Origin of the sequence: Desulfitobacterium sp. (assembly GCF_035539115.1) — a bacterium.
In the GTDB taxonomy this organism is placed as follows: Bacteria; Bacillota; Desulfitobacteriia; order Desulfitobacteriales; family Desulfitobacteriaceae; genus Desulfitobacterium_A.
Genome location: NZ_DATLJA010000084.1, coordinates 57,405 through 74,285 on the forward strand (window position 1 = coordinate 57,405; position 16,881 = coordinate 74,285).

The window sequence follows — 16,881 nt, forward strand, 5'->3', positions numbered from 1 at the left end:
TCATTACACTGTCATTTTATAATGACAGTGTAATAAACTTAGAGATAGCAGGCTAGTCCTTGCTTGTTAACTGCGATAATTTTCTTGAGTAGGAATAAGAGTTGTCATCTAAACATGACAGCTCTTATTTTCTATTTTTAATAAATACGCGGCATTACGCCTTTATTCGACTTGGTATGGGAATTGCATAGTATAAGGTCAAACCGAATAAGTGAAATGGTTTACAAACTAGGAAAGGAGGGTACATGCAGTAAAGGATCCGGAAACCGGTTTAGGCGTCATTCCCGGGTTTTCAGGAACCCAGCGGCTGCCCCGACTGATCGGTGTAGCCAAAGCGAAGGAATTTATCTATCTGGCGCAAAGCCACACCGCTCAAGAAGCGCTTGAGGTCGGATTAGTCAACAAAGTTGTTGCCCCGGAAAGCCTGATGGATGAGGTAAATGCCTTAGCGGATGCCCTTTTTTCAGGCTTTCAACGAAAAGAGAAAACCAAACTTTAACGTTTGAAAGGAGAAAAATTATATGCTTACGTAAATAGAGGAAAAACGTTTGACCAATTTGAAATTGGAGATGTTTTTGAAACAGCCCAAAGAACCATTACCGAGGCTGATGTAGCAACTTTTGCAGGTTTGTCCGGAGATTATAATCCGTTGCATACCAATCAGGAATAGGCCAAAGGAACCCCCTTTGGAAGGCGAATTGCACATGGGGTTTTGACCTTCGCCATAACCACAGATCTTGGGATAATCATCAAAAAGACGCGAAAGTTCAAAAATCTTATGCCACCCGGCGAAGGCTCTTTGGTTCGGCAGCGCTTGAAGATTCTCAAGTTCTTGCATATATTTAGGACCGACTTCAGATATGGAATTCGCTTTGATAACCGCATTAGCCGCTGCAATTCCGCTAACAATCGCCATATCAATACCCCGAATGGTCAATCCGGTATTAATTCCAAAGCCTGCAGCATCGCCCACCATAATGAGACCCTCTCGATAAAGTTGTTTCGGCATGCCGCTCAAACCCAACTCAGGCACTAAATGGGCACCATATTCGACGGTTTTGCCTCCTTCTATTAACGGATAAATGGCTGGATGAATTTTGAAATCCTGCAGGATCTCTTGAATTCTTCTCCCATTCTTAGCCGCTTGTTCAGGATAAAAGACAATTCCTAAGGAGATACTTCCATACCTTGAAAGATAATGAGATTAACTTCGACTATGCCGGTTGCCTTGAGTGTGTTATAATCATAGATAAATTCTATTTTTTAGAATCCCATTTAAAGTAAAACATCTATGTAACAATTAGAAAATAGAGGGGATACTCATGGAAGAGCATATTGAATTTGAACTTGGGTTTAGCGAAGAGGAAGCCTTAGCTGAGGCCTCACGCTGCCTTCAATGTAAAAAACCGACGTGTCGCAAGGGCTGTCCCGTGAATAACGCGATTCCACAATTTATCAAAGCCATCAAAGAGGAAAATTATGAGATTGGCCTTGATGCTATTTATCGACATAGTTATCTGCCTGCAGTTTGTGGACGCGTTTGCCCGCAAGAAAAGCAATGTGAAGCAGGCTGTATTTTAGCCCGTAAAGGTAAGGCGATTCGCATTGGAAAACTCGAACAATTTATCGCTGAACAAGGTAAAGACGTCGAGTTTACGAAAGTGGTCTCGACCATGGGCTCTGTTGCTGTTATTGGCTCTGGTCCTGCGGGCTTGGCGGCCGCAGTTCAGTTAACGCAGATAGGGTATGCAGTAACGGTCTTTGAAGGGGAGTCAGAACCGGGTGGAGTACTTCTCTATGGGATACCGGAATATCGTTTACCCAAAGAAGTCGTGAGGCATGAGATCGAGAAGATCAAAAATCTGGGGGTCGAGTTCCGATTAAATACCTTAATCGGTGTAGATATACTCTTGGATGATCTTTTTACAATGGGCTATCAGGCGGTATTTATTGGTACCGGTGCCGGACTGCCACAAAAGCTAAACATCCCAGGAGAAGACTTAAAAGGAGTTATGGCTGCAATTTATGTGCTACAGACGATTAATCTCTATAATCTAGGACAATTACCAGAAAATGAATTACCGACTAAACAGGGTGAACAAGTGGTTGTCATTGGTGCGGGTAATGTGGCGATGGATGCAGCACGCACCTCGAGTAGGTTGGGTGCTGAGGTTACTGTTCTTGCTCGGCGAGGTCTTGACCAGATGGCTGCACGGGATAAGGAACGAGATGAAGCTGTAGCTGAAGGAGTCGGGATTCGATCCTACGCGGCCCCCCTGGAGATTCTGGGTCAGGATAGTGTAACTGGAATCAAGTGCGCACCTACGGAAGTTATGGATAACGGGCGATTAAGGCTCAAAGAAGAGGAAAGTTTCGTTATCCCTGCGGATAAAGTGTATGTCGCTATTGGTCAACGACCTTTTGCTCGAATCGTTTCAACCTCTGAAGGCTTTCAGGTGGATAAGGGTGGATTATTGCTCAGTGATGAGCATGGGATGACAACCCGCGAAGGCGTCTTCGCTGCCGGGGATGTCGTTCATGGACCCGCGACAGTGGTTAAGGCCATGGGAGAAGGACGAAGAATTGCGATTGAGATTCATGCCTACCTACTAAGAAAGTGAAACGAGGGGACAGGTCCCTCGTTTCTTTTTTCTTACTAACAGAAAGTATAAGTTTTGGGCAGATAGCATAAGTGCAACTAAGGCTTCCGCCTACGCTAGAGGCTTGGCGCAAGCCAAGTTTTCTTTATTTTCGCTCAAAATACGAGAGAAATATTGGTAGTTGTCCCGGATTAGTTTATAACGGGAAAAGGTAGAGAAATTAGGGTAAGGATTTTCAGTATGAAGAAAGCATGAAAAAAATAGTAGGTGGCACTTGACTTTTATAATAATTATAATATAATAAGAAATATAAAGAGAGCCCACAAAAAAACCAAGATAAAAAATAAAAAGATTAAAAGGGAGAGATTCTAATGAAAAAATTTGTTTGCGCTGTTTGTGGTTACATCTATGAAGGAACTGAGCCCCCGAAAGAATGTCCACAATGTCATGCTCCAAGAGAGAAGTTTTCAGAACAAGTTGAAGGAGTTATGCAATGGGCTGATGAGCATAAAATTGGCATAGCCCAAGGTGTTGACCCTGAAGTTCTCGAAGGCTTAAGAGCTAATTTCACCGGTGAGTGCACCGAAGTAGGTATGTATCTTGCCATGAGTCGTCAAGCAGACCGTGAAGGGTTCCCAGAAGTGGGTGAAGCCTACAAACGAATTGCTTTCGAAGAAGCAGAACATGCTTCGAAGTTTGCTGAACTCTTAGGAGAAGTTGTCAATGCCGATACCAAAAAGAATCTTGAATTGAGAATCGCAGCAGAATACGGCGCTACTCAAGGAAAGAAAGATCTCGCAACTCTGGCGAAAAAACTCAACTATGATGCAATCCATGATACCGTTCATGAAATGTGTAAAGATGAAGCCCGCCATGGTAAGGCTTTCCAAGGATTACTCAATCGTTACTTCAAATAAGATTTAAATCAATCGAAGAGCCCAGGACGCCGAACGTTATTTTCGGCGTCCTTCATTTTTCACCATCACATTTCATCCTCTGATGTGCTAAGCAACGGCATGAATGTCTACCCTGAAAAAGCCTTAGGTCTGCTCAGATCAAATAGGTTGTTTCTGGGATTCTTGCAAGCAAAGTTACGTTACAGACGCCGGACGTACGCTCGCAGACCCAAGCTAAGGGCATAACTGCTGGATGAAAGCTGCGGGATGCCCTTCCAATTCGCCGTCCTTGGCTCACGGTCGGCGAGTCACATCGTGTGCCTCGTCCCTCTAAAGTAGGCGCAGTTCTGCCCAATCTTGGTGACTGTTCGCGTAGAGTCCTCGCTTACTGTAATCGTAACTCGCTTCGAAGAATTGCCTGAAGATTGACCCGCAAGCGTAGCTTCTCCCCTTCGAGGATAAGTCGACTAGGGCTTGAGTTTCGTACCTCACCTCTAAGCCGAGTCTCCTATATCGCACAGAAGTGAACGATTTCGTGAGGGACGGTAAGGCGAATGAAGCTTTCGAAGCTTAGCGGCGCTAGTGGTTCACTTCAGGTATTACCCTGAGGTTTGGCAGAGCTGCTTCAGTACATGTATACTTAATAAAAGTTGCAAAATTCTCCTTGTAAAAATATAATTATTTCCATAGCACGAGAATGTCTCTTACATAGAAAGGGGTTATATAGACGATGGCACAAATCAACGAAAGCTATTTGAAATTACCGGGGAGTTACTTGTTCTCCGAAATCGCCCGTAGGGTCAATCAGTTTAAACAAGAAAACCCGAGTGCGGACATCATCCGTTTGGGAATTGGGGATGTAACCCGGCCTCTTCCGGCAGCTGTTGTTGAGGCGATGAAAAAGGCCGTTGAAGAGATGGGCCAGGCGGAGAGTTTTCGAGGGTATGGCCCAGAACAAGGGTATGAGTTCTTAAGTCAAAAAATTATCGACCATGACTTTACTCCACGCGGGGTCCAACTCTCGACAGATGAAGTGTTTATCAGTGACGGGGCGAAGAGTGACACTGCGAATTTCCAAGAACTTTTCGGAGTGAATAACACGATTGCAGTCAGCGACCCGGTTTATCCGGTTTATGTTGATACCAATGTTATGGCTGGACGTACAGGTTTTCCGAATGAACAGGGACAATTTGAAAAGATTGTTTATCTTCCCTGCACTGAAGAAAATGGGATGAAACCTGCTCTTCCCCAAAGTCGTGTGGACATGATCTATTTATGCTTCCCGAACAATCCGACCGGGGTGACCCTTTCCCAAGAGGAATTGAAAAAATGGGTAGATTACGCTCGGAAAAATCAATCCATTATTTTGTTTGATGCAGCCTATGAATCGTTTATCCGTGAAGATAACGTTCCTCACAGCATTTTTGAGATCGAAGGAGCGCGTGAGGTTGCCGTCGAGTTCAGAAGTTTCTCGAAAACAGCTGGATTTACTGGTACGCGTTGTGCTTACACGATTGTTCCGAAGGAGGCTAAGGTATATGATGCCAAAGGGGAAGCACATAGCCTGAATACCCTGTGGTTAAGACGGCAGACGACGAAATTCAATGGTGTCTCTTATCCCGTGCAGGCAGCAGCAGCAGCTGTCTTTACGGATGACGGACAAAAACAGGTGAGAGAAACGATTGATTATTACATGGAAAATGCGCGGATTATCCGCGAAGGGTTAGAAAAAGCAGGCTATCAAATTTTCGGTGGGATAAATGCGCCCTATATCTGGATGAAGACACCGAATCAGATGGGCTCTTGGGAATTCTTCGATAAATTGATGAAAGAAGCGAATGTTGTGGGTACCCCTGGAGCTGGTTTCGGAGCGAATGGTGAAGGGTACTTCCGCTTAACCGCTTTTGGCACCCGTGAAAACACGGAAAAGGCAATCGAAAGAATTAGAACAAATATGTAAGGGGTCAGTTAAGAGGTAAGTTAATAAGGTGCATCAAATCAAAAAGAGATCCTATATTCACGATCGAGTGTGAATGTAGGATCTTTTTTGGTGCTTAAGTTTTTTGAATTCAGTTCAAATTCAACGGAGGAATCACCGATTTCCTCCTACCTCAATACACTAATACAGACAAAACGGTATTAAGCGAGGGGCATGGGGGGAGTGCAAATGTATGACGTCCTAGAGATACATAACATAGGGATGAAGTATCAATCCCTTGATGGGGAAATCAATGCTCTAGAAGATATCAATTTTTCTGTCCGAGATGGAGAATTTTTAAGTATTGTTGGTCCAAGCGGGTGTGGTAAATCCACGCTTTTGTCGATCATTTCGGGGTTGTTGCCGGCAACCAAGGGAAGGGTTCTGCTCAATGGAGAAAAGATCAACGGAGCCTCTCGGAAGATTGGGTATATGCTCCAAAAAGATCATCTTTTTGACTGGCGGACGATTTACAAAAATGTCCTGCTCGGCTTGGAAATTCAAAAAAACGTATCCCCGAAGGCTAAGGATCATGCCCTAGCAATGCTTAAAACTTATGGCCTCGATGAATTTCGTAACGCTTATCCAAGTCAGCTTTCAGGAGGGATGAGACAAAGGGTAGCCCTCATCCGGACATTGGTGACTGACCCCAGAATTCTGCTTTTGGATGAAGCTTTCTCCGCTTTGGATTATCAGACTCGGCTGGCCGTGAATGATGATATTTATGCCATTATTAAAAAGGAAAATAAGACGGCCATTCTGGTCACTCATGATATTTCCGAAAGTATCGCCATGTCGGATCGCGTGGTCGTTCTCTCCAAGCGGCCTGGGACTGTGAAAAATACGTATCAAATCCGCTTAAGTTGTGACCACCGGACGCCTCTATCCTCAAGAGAAGCTCCGGAATTCAGGCATTATTTCCAGGATATCTGGAAGGAGTTGGATGTCCATGTCTGATGACGAGGTTTTGAACCCATCGCAGGAACATCAGGAGTTTTTGCGGAGCGTCCGCAGGGGAAAAATGGTGGTCCGGTTTACGCAACTGATTATCCTTTGTGTAGCTTTTGCCCTCTGGGAGATTCTAGCCAACATGAAGGTTATTGATCCCTTCATTACGAGTCAACCCTCCCGGGTACTTAAAACAATTATTCAACTTTATCAAGAGGGAGCGCTGTTTCAGCATATCGGAGTAACCTGTTGGGAAACCATCGTTGGGTTTGTGCTCGGAACGTTTTTGGGAACGATTATCGCCATTATCCTGTGGTGGTCCGAATTCCTGTCCAAAGTTGCCGAACCCTATCTCGTTATTTTAAACAGCTTACCTAAAATTGCCCTCGGTCCTGTGTTTATTGTTTGGATCGGGGCAGGTCCAGCGGCGATCATTGTCATGACTCTAGCTATTTCCCTAATTGTCACGATTATGGAAGTCCTTAATGGTTTTTTAGCGATTGACCAAGAAAAGATTAAGTTAGTTCATACCTTTGGCGGAAAAAAATATCAGGTCTTAGCCAAGGTTCTACTTCCAGCATCTTTGCCCACGATTATCAATGCCCTGAAGATCAATGTTGGCCTATCCTGGGTTGGTGTGATCGTAGGCGAATTTCTGGTTTCGAAGTCGGGACTAGGTTACCTTATCGTTTATGGCGGGCAAGTCTTTAAGCTCGATCTGGTAATGACGAGCGTGCTCATCCTCGGAGTGGCCGCGGCACTGATGTACCAAGGCGTAGTTATTCTGGAAAAATGGCTAATGAAATACAGAGGGTAAAGTAGCAGGTTTTCAAAGCCAACGTTGAGTGCTTAGCACTCTTCACATAAAGGAAACATCAATAGGCGAGTTCTGAAGCCAATTAAAAAGGGAGGATTGTCATGAAACGGTTTATGCTCTTACTTAGTATGGTTCTCTTAGGCTTTTCTCTGGTAATAAGCGGGTGTGGCAAGCAAACGACCCTGACCAAGGTGCAACTTTCTGAGGTGACCCATTCCATTTTTTATGCCCCACAATATGTGGCTTTAACTCAAGGCTTTTTTCAAGATGAGGGATTAGAGGTTGAGCTCTCGAACGGCCAAGGCGCAGACAAGGTCATGACTTCCGTTCTGTCGGGTCAAGTAGATATCGGGTTCGCTGGTCCAGAAGCTACTGTCTATGTTTATAATGAAGGCAAAGAGGATCACGGGGTCGTTTTTGCCCAACTGACGAACGGGGATGGAACCTTCCTCATGGCACGCCAACCCAATCCTAATTTTAAGTGGAGTGATCTCAAAGGCAAAACCATTATCGGCGGACGGAAAGGCGGAATGCCGGAAATCATTCTTCAATACGTCCTCCGCAAGAATGGCTTAACTCCTGGCAAAGATATCCTGATCGATACGACAATGCAATTTGCCGCCATGCCGGGGGCCTTCATCGGGGGCAAAGGCGATTATGTGATTGTTTATGAACCAACGGCCTCCGAAATGGAGAAAGAAGGTAAAGCGTTTATTGTCGCCTCCATGGGTAAAGCCAGTGGCGCAGTTCCGTATACAGCTTATTTTGCAAAAAAAAGCTATCTTGAGAAAAATCCTCAAATCGTGCAGAAATTTACGAACGCCATCTATAAAGGCCAGCGTTGGGTGGATAACCATTCCCCAGAGGAAATCGCTAAAGCCATTAAACCTCAATTTCCCGATGCTAATGATGAAATCCTCTCCGGAGTGGTCAAACGTTATAAGGATCAGAATACCTGGAAGAAGGATCCGATCCTCTTAGAAAAGGATTTGGATGTTTTACAAAAGGCACTGCAGGATGCAGGTGAACTCAATAAAGTTGCCCCTTATGATAAAATTGTGACGACAACCTTTGCGGAGACGGCGATTAGAAATATTAAATAGTTAACCAACGGATAAATCATCCGAGCCCAAGCCACGGAACGGTTTGGGCCATTTCTTTTTTAGATGGAAAAATTATCTAAAAAAGAGCAAAAAATAGAAGGGATTTACAGATAACAGGAGAATATTATAAATATGACTAAATTATGGTGAAAGAATAGCACTGGATGGAGTGAAAGAAATAATATGGAGGGTATGTTTGAACTTATTTTAATCCCTGCCCTTGTTCTCTTAGCTGTCTATATTTTTTCACTCAAGAGAAAATATGATCAGCTCAAAAGATCTACGCCAGCTGGAGTCGCCATCAAGGAAATCGCGTTTGAAAAGACAGCACTTGGAATGGCTGTTGTTCTACCTGACTTTACGTATGTTGATATCAATCCCTCTTATTGCAATATCGTAGGCTATTCGAAAGATGAACTGATGGAAATGACGCATAAGGATTTTATCCATCCTGAAGATCAGGACAATGATACGTCCTACGCTCGGGAGCTCCTGCTCGGGAAATCAGATTCTTTCCAATCCATTAAGCGTTATATTCATAAAGCAGGATATATTGTTTGGGCAAAAGCCACAGTTTCGATTGTCCGAGATGAGTTACAAAATCCGAAGTTTTTCGTGACTCAAATTCAAGATATTACGCTGACCAAAAATGCGGAAGAAGCATTAAAGAAGGCTAAAGTAAGAGCGGAGACCTTAGCAAGTACTGATTATCTGACAGGCTGTCTCAATCGGAGAGTTTTTATGAATCGGCTAGGGGAAGAATTGGCGCGGGGTAAGCGTAGTCAAACAAAAGTTTCTCTAATTCTCGTCGATATTGATAACTTTAAATCGATCAATGATTTCTACGGCCATTTGGCCGGCGATTATGTTCTGCAACAGTTTTCGGAATGCCTGAGTCAGGAAACACGGACTTATGATTTTATCTGTCGCTTTGGCGGAGAAGAGTTTATCATCTGCCTCCCTGATACAGAAATTCAGGATGCCTATCTGATTGCCGAACGGATGAGACAGAGTGTGGAAGAAATGATGACGGTCTATGAAGGCTCTCTCATCAAAATCACCGGAAGTTTTGGGGTGGTTGGTTCACGCCTCGAATCCGATGAACCTACAGATAGATTGATCGCTAGGGCTGACCAGGCGATGTATAAAGCCAAAAGTGTCAGAAATAGGGTTTATAAATCAGCCTAGATATCTTGAAATCCTTATTTTAAAATGTTATGATAGATAAAACCGTTGATGAGGAAGTAAAACCGCAAGACCAACCTCGTAGAGAGTCAGGATCGGTGGAAGCCTGGCAGGTAACGGAGCGGGTAAATGGGCCTCTGAGGGCGGAGCGAAAAAGTAAGGGTTACTTTAGTAGCTTCCGACGCAAAGCCAGCGTTAATGGGCTAAGGGTGTGATGGCACTCTGCAACGAGATGATACACTGGAGCAAAACAATAAGGTTTTGGCTGTGTGTGTATCAATTAAGGTGGTACCGCAGGCTGACGCCTGTCCTTAACTTAAGTTTAAGGGCAGGCGTTTTTGATTTTGGTACGAACCTATTTCCTTTCATTTCCGCGGATGAAGGAAACTGCAGAGAAGACCTGAATCCGTTGAAACGTCGAAAATGAAAATGGAATGAGGAGGTATCTTCAAATGAAGAAAAAGTTAGCGGTAGTGATGTCAGTTCTTTTGACCCTAGGTCTGGTGTTATCAGTGGCAGGGTGTGGTACAACTCAAAATTCAGCCAAGAGTAATGCGAGTAATACCAAGAAAAAGGTGGGAATCATTCAAATCGTTGAGCATCCGTCCTTAAACACAATCCGCGATTCAATTATTAACGAATTGGCGGCTCAGGGCTATAAAGACGGAGAAAATATTACGATTGATTACGAGAACGCTCAAGGCGATCAAACCAACTTAAAAACGATTTCCCAGAAATTCGTCAATAATAAATATGACCTGATTATTGCTATTGCTACTCCGTCTGCCCAAGCCGTTGTGAGCGAAACTAAGGATATCCCGGTTATTTTTTCGGCTGCAACCGATCCGGTAGGCTCAGGTCTTGTCAAGGATATGAATAACCCAGGTGGAAATGTTACCGGTACTTCGGATCGTGTTTCCGCCGAAAAGATTATGGAGCTCGCCAAACGCATTACCCCCAACATTAAAACGGTTGGCGCTCTCTATAATTCCAGTGAAACAAACTCTGTTGCCGTGATTGACAATTTAAAGGACTATGCGCAGAAGAACAATATAACCGTTGTTAGTGCAACAGTAACAAATTCCTCTGAGGTTCAGCAAGCGGTTAATTCTTTAGTCGGCAGAGTCGATGCGATCTTCTCGCCGATTGATAATACGATAGCCTCGGCTATGCCCCTTGTTGCTCAAACAGCGAACAAGGCGAAAATTCCGGTCTATGTCGGAGCGGATTCCATGGTGAAAGACGGGGGTCTAGCGACTTATGGGATCAACTACACGATCCTCGGCAAAGAAACGGCAAATATGGCTGTTGAAGTCTTAAAGGGAAAGAAAGCGGGAGATATTCCTGTGAAGACGATGACGGATATGGATATCTACGTCAACCAAGGTACGGCCGATACGATCGGGGTCAAGCTTCCTGAGGATGTCCTAAAGCAAGCCGCTCAAGTCTTTGGAAAATAGTAAGAAAAGGGGTTTAAGCGGATGACACTCACTGCCTTCCAGGGATCCTTAGAACTGGGAATCATTTATGCAATCTTAGCGCTGGGGGTTTTCCTTTCCTTTCGATCACTCAATATGCCGGATTTAACGGTAGATAGCGGTTTCACCCTGGGAGCTGCTGTCTCAGTGATCATGAGTGTCAGCGGTCATCCCTTTTGGGGTCTGTTCCTCGCTTTTATTGCAGGTGGGGGTGCAGGGTGTGTCACCGCACTTCTTCACACGAAACTAGAAATTCAACCGCTGCTGGCTGGAATTTTAACCATGTTGGGTCTTTACTCAATCAATCTTAAGGTTATGAATGGCAAAGCAAATATTGCCCTCCTTAATAAGGCGACGGTCTATAGTTATATGGAAAAACTCATACCTGGTGATTATGCTCGTCTCATTTTCGATGTCGTCCTTCTTCTTGTGGTTCTCTCCTTGTTATATCTTTTTCTAAAAACTCGAACCGGCTTTGTTCTGAGGGCGACCGGAGATAATGACCAGATGGTTCGGTCTCAAGGGGTGAATACGGATTTAGTCATCGTGATCGGAATGGCTATTTCGAACGGGTTGGTCTCGCTCTCAGGAGCTTTGATCGCCCAGGAGCAATCCTTTGTGGATGTCGGGATGGGCATCGGCATGGTGGTCATCGGTTTAGCCTCGGTGATTATCGGAGAAGTCGTTTTTGGGATCAAAACCTTATTCCGCCGGTTGGTTGCCGTAATCCTGGGCTCAATCCTCTATCGGCTGATTATTGCCGTTGCTTTGGAATTAGGAATGCCTCCGACTGACCTCAAGCTCGTTTCGGCCGTGATTGTTACGCTAGCCTTGTCCATGCCCGTGATTAACAAGAAATTTTCCGGGGTGCGTCGCAAGTATAAACGTCTTGATCCGACTAAAAAGAGTCCATCCTAATGCACAGTGAAAGGAATGACTTGTCTTATGCTAGAAATTGAATCCATCAGCAAAACCTTTGCTAAAGGAAGCATCAATGAGAAACGGGCACTTCAGAAGGTAAGTCTTTCACTGCAAGAAGGGGACTTTGTTACGGTTATTGGGGGCAACGGAGCAGGCAAATCCACGCTCTTTAATGGCATTGCCGGTGTTTTTCCGATTGATGAAGGCAAGATCGTTTTGGATTCCATCGATGTCACCTTTGATCCTGAATATAAACGATCCCGCCTGATTGGCCGGGTTTTTCAAGATCCCTTAAAAGGGACTGCCTTTGATATGACGATTGAAGAAAATTTGGCCATTGCTCTGGCGAAGGGAGAGCCTTTGGGACTAAGACCAGGGCTCCGCAAAAAAGAGAGCCGAAAGTTACAGGAGCGCCTCGAACTATTAGAGATGGAACTTGAAAACCGGATGAAGCAGAAGGTCGGACTGCTTTCTGGGGGGCAACGCCAAGCGTTGACTCTGCTTATGGCCACGATTGTCAAGCCTAAACTTCTCCTTTTGGATGAGCATACCGCAGCACTTGACCCATCCATTGCTCACAAGGTGATGAGCTTAACGCAAAAATTTGTTACCGAGGAAAACCTCTGTACCCTTATGATTACACATAATATGAAGGCTTCTCTGGAATTCGGAACGAGGACGATCATGATGCATGAAGGACAGATCATCATGGATCTTCAAGGAGAAGAACGGAAAAATATGACTGTGGACAAACTCATCGCACAGTTCGAAAAACGAAGTGGCACAGAAATGGATAATGATCGAATGCTACTTGGTTAGATTGATTTAAAGCACGAATAGAGACTACTGGGTGGAACGAGGGACCTGTCCTCCTGTTCCACCCTTGTTTTACTATAACCTTTTTTGTATAGTCATATAATAAATTAAAATAGATTAATTTTCCATTTTAGACATATTATAACAAATTTTATACTATAAGAATTATATAGTTATTTCATAGCAGACTTATTAAAAAAACCTAAGGGTAAATGATGGTTTAAGGAGGGATGGCAGGGAAGCTATTTGTTCATGTGCCCACTTACGCAAGTGAAATCTAAAATCGTGGAGGTGTTATTAAATGTCAAGGGAAAAGCAAAGCGTATCTCGAAGAAGGTTCTTAATGGGAAGCGCAGCCTTTGCGGTAGGGGCAGTTGCAACAGGCGTGACATCAGGTATTAGACCTAAAAATGCTGTGGCGGCTGCTTCATCCCTGCCGTTTCCTTATCAAACCCTCGATGTCAATACCGTGAGACGAAGAGGTTATGATTACTACTTTACCGGTGGCTGCATGTATGCTTCAGCCAGGGCATTGTTGGATACGTTAGTTGAAGTGGTAGGTGCTCCTTGGGACTCGATTCCCGCAGATATGTTTAAGTTCGGCAAGGGAGGAGCTATAAACTGGGGAACTTTATGTGGGGCTCTCAACGGTTCTTTAGCGGTCATCGAGATTGCGTCAGGAACTGCTGCCGATTCCATTGGACCAGAGCTTCTAGGTTGGTATAGTAAGTTTCCATTCCCAAGTAGCGCTCATGAACTCTATTGCAAATATCCCAACCAAATAACAACAGTCGCAGACTCTCCCCTCTGTCACCAGTCGGTAAGTCTTTGGTGTAAGGTCGCAAGTGCAACTGTGAATAGCCCTGAAAAGAAGGACCGCTGTGCCAAATTGGCAGGAGATACAGCGGCAAGAGCGGCTGAGCTATTGAATGCCTGGAAAGCTGGGACCTTTGCTGCTGCTTATCAGCCGGATGCAGACTTTGCTCGCTGTTTACCTTGCCATTTCGGACCGACGAGTCGTTATGATAATGAACAAGGACAATTGGACTGCCTAGAATGTCATACCGATAAGACTACTCATCATATTTAAGTTCGAGAAAACGGAGGTGTGAATTATGTCTTTGGAAGGAAAGAACTTTGATAGAAGAAATTTCTTAAAAAGTATAGGCTTTTTGGCTGCAGGAGCTGCAGTATCTAGCGGCATCGTAGGTATACTCGACCCTAAAAGCGTTCAGGCTGCTGCACCAGCACTCCCTTGGCCTTATGCTCCACTCGATACTACAGTCATAAGACAACGGGCTTATCAGAACTATTATACGGGTGGTTGTATGTATGCATCAGCTAAGGCTCTTATGGATACGCTATATGATACAGCCGGAACGCCTTGGGATACCTTGCCTGTCGATATGTTTAAGTATGGTAAAGGTGGAGCGTTTAACTGGGGAACGCTCTGCGGAGCTTTAAATGGATCGCTCTATGTTATGAATCTAGCAGCAGGTACGGCTGTCGATCCGTTAGGAAATGAGTTAATCGGGTGGTATACGACGAATCCTTTCCCCAGTAACCTCATGGATTCCTATGCGAACTACAAAAGAGTAAGGCAAACGGTTTCAAATTCTCCACTTTGCCATTTATCCGTATCGAACTGGTGCTATACAACAAAAAATACAGTGAGCTCTGATCAAAAGAAAGATCGCTGTGCAAAAGTTGCTGCAGATACAGCGGCGAAGGCAGCAGAGATCCTGAAATCTTGGAAGGCAGGAACCTTTGTAGGTGTTTATCAACCGGGGGCAGAATTTTCATCATGCTTATCTTGCCATAATGGAGCAACAAGCCAACGTGATGATGAGCAAGGTCTCGCGAATTGTACCATGTGCCATGTGGATAAAATAACAAATCATCCCCTTTAAGAATGTAACTTATAGACTTTAAATACATAGAAAAAGCGATTGATAAAATCAGTCGCTTTTTCTATGTATCGAGTCCCTTTGTTTATAGATTTTCGATGAATAGACGGGCAATATCGACTCCACCAATCAATGATCCGAGTGCGCTTCCTAAGTTTGCGAAGACAACAATGAGCAGAGTACACGTCATCTTATTATTCCAGTAAAAGTAGGGGATACCGCAAAAAGAGACAACCATATTTCGTGGTAGTCTCTTTTTGCTTCTATGGAATTTTTGAAAGGCTACTTACTGTCCTTGGGCTGAGGTTTTGATTTTAATATTGAGTTTTTCGATCTTACGATACAACGTATTGCGGGCAATATTTAAGGTTTTAGCAGTTTGGCAGATGTTCCCATTATATTTCTCTAAGAGTTGAATGATATGCTCACGTTCAGAGAGCTTGTGACCTGCCGCCTCTTCTCTGGAGGAGAGAGGAGTGTGATTCAATTGCAGATCCGATAAAATTTCGACTGAGATTTCCTGTCCTTCAGTCAAAATTAATGCTTTTTCAATCACATTTTTTAATTCTCTTACATTTCCAGGCCAATTATACTGGCAAAGAATCTTTAAGGCATTATCCGTAATTTTTTTGGGTTCCATCTTAAACTGTTTGGCTAATTCTGAGATGAAATGCTCCGCTAAGAGGGGAATATCACTTTCTCGCTCACGGAGAGGAGGAAGCTCAATTTCGATGACATTGAGTCTGTAATAGAGATCCTGTCGGAATAGGCCAGCCTGAACAAGTTCAGCCATATCTCTATTCGTGGCAGCAATGATTCGTACATCCACTTTTCTAGGTTTATTAGAGTTAATCCGTGTAATGGTTCGTTCTTGGAGAAACCTCAAAAGAGAAACTTGCATGTCCAACGGCATTTCGCCAATTTCATCAAGAAGTAAGGTTCCCTCATGAGCATGCTCGAATTTACCGATGGAACCATGCGCTCGTGCCCCAGTAAAGGCACCTTCTTCATATCCAAAAAGTTCACTTTGAAGGAGTTCCTTCAGCAGAGCTCCACAGTTAATGGCCACAAAACTACCTTTGCGCTGACTTAAACGATGAATAGCCTTAGCAACAACTTCTTTACCTGTCCCTGTTTCACCTTGAAGAAGAACATTGGAGGGAAACTGAGCCGTTTTGTGAATCATCATATTCACTTTGTTCCAGGCTGGACTTTCTCCAATACAGTCGACTGGCTGAGGGGACAAAGGTTTGCAATGTTTCGTTAAAGCCAGTGAAGAGGGGAGCAGATTTCCGGCTTCATCTTTTACAGAAGCTGAATCGAATATGAGCATGGTATGAATATCTCCATTGGGAAGGAAAATCTTTCCCTTTCTGAGGAGCAGGCAACGCAGGGGCGCTTGTTCTTCGCTACCCACTAATCCATTAAATTTAAATTCTCGTTGATGAATATCTTGAATATCTTTGTTCAAAAGGAGGGAGAGATCACTCTTCGCGATGAGAGAATTTCCAAAGGACTTGTTCTTTAATCGAGCAGGGTTCCAAAGATGTTCTGAGGATTGGTTCAAGGCAAGAACGATTCCCTTCTCATCCAAGACCACAATAAATTGAGAACACCAGTTAATCATTTCTTTGAAATATTTCGAGTTCTCGAAGGGTATAATCAGTTTTGCTGCTTCATCAATATACTGTTCAATAATTTTTGTGGCAGCGATAATCATGGGGAGGGCTCGCTCTGGAAGACATCCGAAAGGATTTACTGCATTGAGGACTCCAAGCATGGTGTTTTTTTGATGAATAGGTGCGCTTACATCAGAGAAAGTTTGCGCAACCAAGCGGTAGTGTTCAATCCCATCCGTTCGGAAAGGAACTTTCTCATGCAGAGCGATGGTGGTGGACCCGTTACCACTTATGGCTTCTTCGCAGTAGGTTCCTAATGATCTTGGATAGTACTTAAGGGGGGTGATTAATTCAAAAACAAAACCCTCTGCATCACAAAGCGAGATATTACAATCCAATAAGGTAAAGAGAGAGCTCAGAACAGGTCCGGCAAGAGTCAGTAATTCAGCATATTCTGCTTTTTTTTTCTTTAGAACCCAAGTTTGGCGACAATTTATTCCAAACGCAGTAATATCAAGGCTTCTAGGGTTTGCCAACGAAAGTGTAGTCCCAAATTGGAAAATGACCTCTCCGAACTATTGATTTTACTGGGCTAAAGGGGTTCTGTTTTTGA

General features: G+C 44.0%; 15 protein-coding genes, 1 pseudogene and 1 other annotated feature. Of the genes and pseudogenes, 14 read left to right on the forward strand and 2 right to left on the reverse strand.

The annotated features are described in order from the left end of the window. Nucleotides 1–268: 268 nt before the first annotated feature. The 14 genes and pseudogenes from VM640_RS13495 to VM640_RS13560 form a co-directional block, all read left to right on the forward strand. Nucleotides 269–499: pseudogene (locus VM640_RS13495) on the forward strand (enoyl-CoA hydratase-related protein); the annotation flags it as partial. Nucleotides 500–502: 3 nt separating this feature from the next. Continuing rightward, a complete protein-coding gene (locus VM640_RS17205; protein WP_414647994.1) occupies nt 503–670 on the forward strand; it encodes a MaoC/PaaZ C-terminal domain-containing protein in 168 nt (55 codons plus the stop codon). Between the two features lie 652 nt (nt 671–1,322). Further along, on the forward strand, nt 1,323–2,621 hold the full coding sequence (locus VM640_RS13505; RefSeq protein ID WP_325393076.1) for an NAD(P)-dependent oxidoreductase: 1,299 nt from the start codon (nt 1,323–1,325) through the stop codon (nt 2,619–2,621). A gap of 350 nt (nt 2,622–2,971) precedes the next feature. Continuing rightward, a complete protein-coding gene (locus tag VM640_RS13510) occupies nt 2,972–3,517 on the forward strand; it encodes an NADH peroxidase (RefSeq protein WP_325393078.1) in 546 nt (181 codons plus the stop codon). A gap of 709 nt (nt 3,518–4,226) precedes the next feature. Then, nucleotides 4,227–5,456, forward strand: a complete 1,230-nt coding sequence (locus tag VM640_RS13515) for an LL-diaminopimelate aminotransferase (RefSeq protein ID WP_325393080.1) — start codon at nt 4,227–4,229, stop codon at nt 5,454–5,456. A 207-nt stretch (nt 5,457–5,663) separates the two neighbouring features. Next, complete coding sequence (locus VM640_RS13520; protein WP_325393082.1) at nt 5,664–6,431, forward strand: ABC transporter ATP-binding protein; 768 nt, start codon at nt 5,664–5,666, stop codon at nt 6,429–6,431. Beyond that, nucleotides 6,418–7,239 (forward strand): ABC transporter permease, encoded by an 822-nt coding sequence (locus tag VM640_RS13525; RefSeq protein ID WP_325393084.1) that lies wholly within the window; start codon nt 6,418–6,420, stop codon nt 7,237–7,239. Before VM640_RS13520 ends, VM640_RS13525 begins: the two co-directional genes overlap by 14 nt. A 101-nt stretch (nt 7,240–7,340) precedes the next feature. Beyond that, nucleotides 7,341–8,342 (forward strand): ABC transporter substrate-binding protein, encoded by a 1,002-nt coding sequence (locus tag VM640_RS13530; protein ID WP_325393086.1) that lies wholly within the window; start codon nt 7,341–7,343, stop codon nt 8,340–8,342. Nucleotides 8,343–8,534: 192 nt separating this feature from the next. Then, complete coding sequence (locus tag VM640_RS13535) at nt 8,535–9,530, forward strand: GGDEF domain-containing protein (protein ID WP_325393088.1); 996 nt, start codon at nt 8,535–8,537, stop codon at nt 9,528–9,530. A 36-nt stretch (nt 9,531–9,566) separates the two neighbouring features. Next, nucleotides 9,567–9,843 (forward strand) — a binding site (T-box leader). Between the two features lie 136 nt (nt 9,844–9,979). Beyond that, a complete protein-coding gene (locus tag VM640_RS13540; RefSeq protein ID WP_325393090.1) occupies nt 9,980–10,987 on the forward strand; it encodes an ABC transporter substrate-binding protein in 1,008 nt (335 codons plus the stop codon). Nucleotides 10,988–11,008: 21 nt separating this feature from the next. Next, entirely contained in the window at nt 11,009–11,923 is a 915-nt protein-coding gene (locus VM640_RS13545; protein ID WP_325393092.1) for an ABC transporter permease, read from the forward strand. A 27-nt stretch (nt 11,924–11,950) separates the two neighbouring features. Then, nucleotides 11,951–12,745, forward strand: a complete 795-nt coding sequence (locus VM640_RS13550) for an ABC transporter ATP-binding protein (protein WP_325393094.1) — start codon at nt 11,951–11,953, stop codon at nt 12,743–12,745. Between the two features lie 298 nt (nt 12,746–13,043). Then, nucleotides 13,044–13,832 carry a C-GCAxxG-C-C family (seleno)protein gene (locus VM640_RS13555; RefSeq protein WP_325393096.1) on the forward strand — a complete coding sequence of 263 codons (789 nt, stop codon included), beginning with the start codon at nt 13,044–13,046 and terminating at the stop codon, nt 13,830–13,832. A gap of 25 nt (nt 13,833–13,857) precedes the next feature. Further along, on the forward strand, nt 13,858–14,652 hold the full coding sequence (locus tag VM640_RS13560; RefSeq protein WP_325393098.1) for a C-GCAxxG-C-C family (seleno)protein: 795 nt from the start codon (nt 13,858–13,860) through the stop codon (nt 14,650–14,652). 82 nt (nt 14,653–14,734) lie between these two features. Here VM640_RS13560 and VM640_RS13565 read toward each other — a convergent pair whose 3' ends face one another. Both VM640_RS13565 and VM640_RS13570 read right to left on the reverse strand, forming a co-directional pair. Beyond that, a complete protein-coding gene (locus tag VM640_RS13565; protein ID WP_325393100.1) occupies nt 14,735–14,887 on the reverse strand; it encodes a hypothetical protein in 153 nt (50 codons plus the stop codon). Nucleotides 14,888–14,935: 48 nt separating this feature from the next. Further along, nucleotides 14,936–16,804, reverse strand: a complete 1,869-nt coding sequence (locus tag VM640_RS13570) for a sigma-54 interaction domain-containing protein (RefSeq protein WP_325393101.1) — start codon at nt 16,802–16,804, stop codon at nt 14,936–14,938. Between the last annotated feature and the right edge of the window lie 77 nt (nt 16,805–16,881).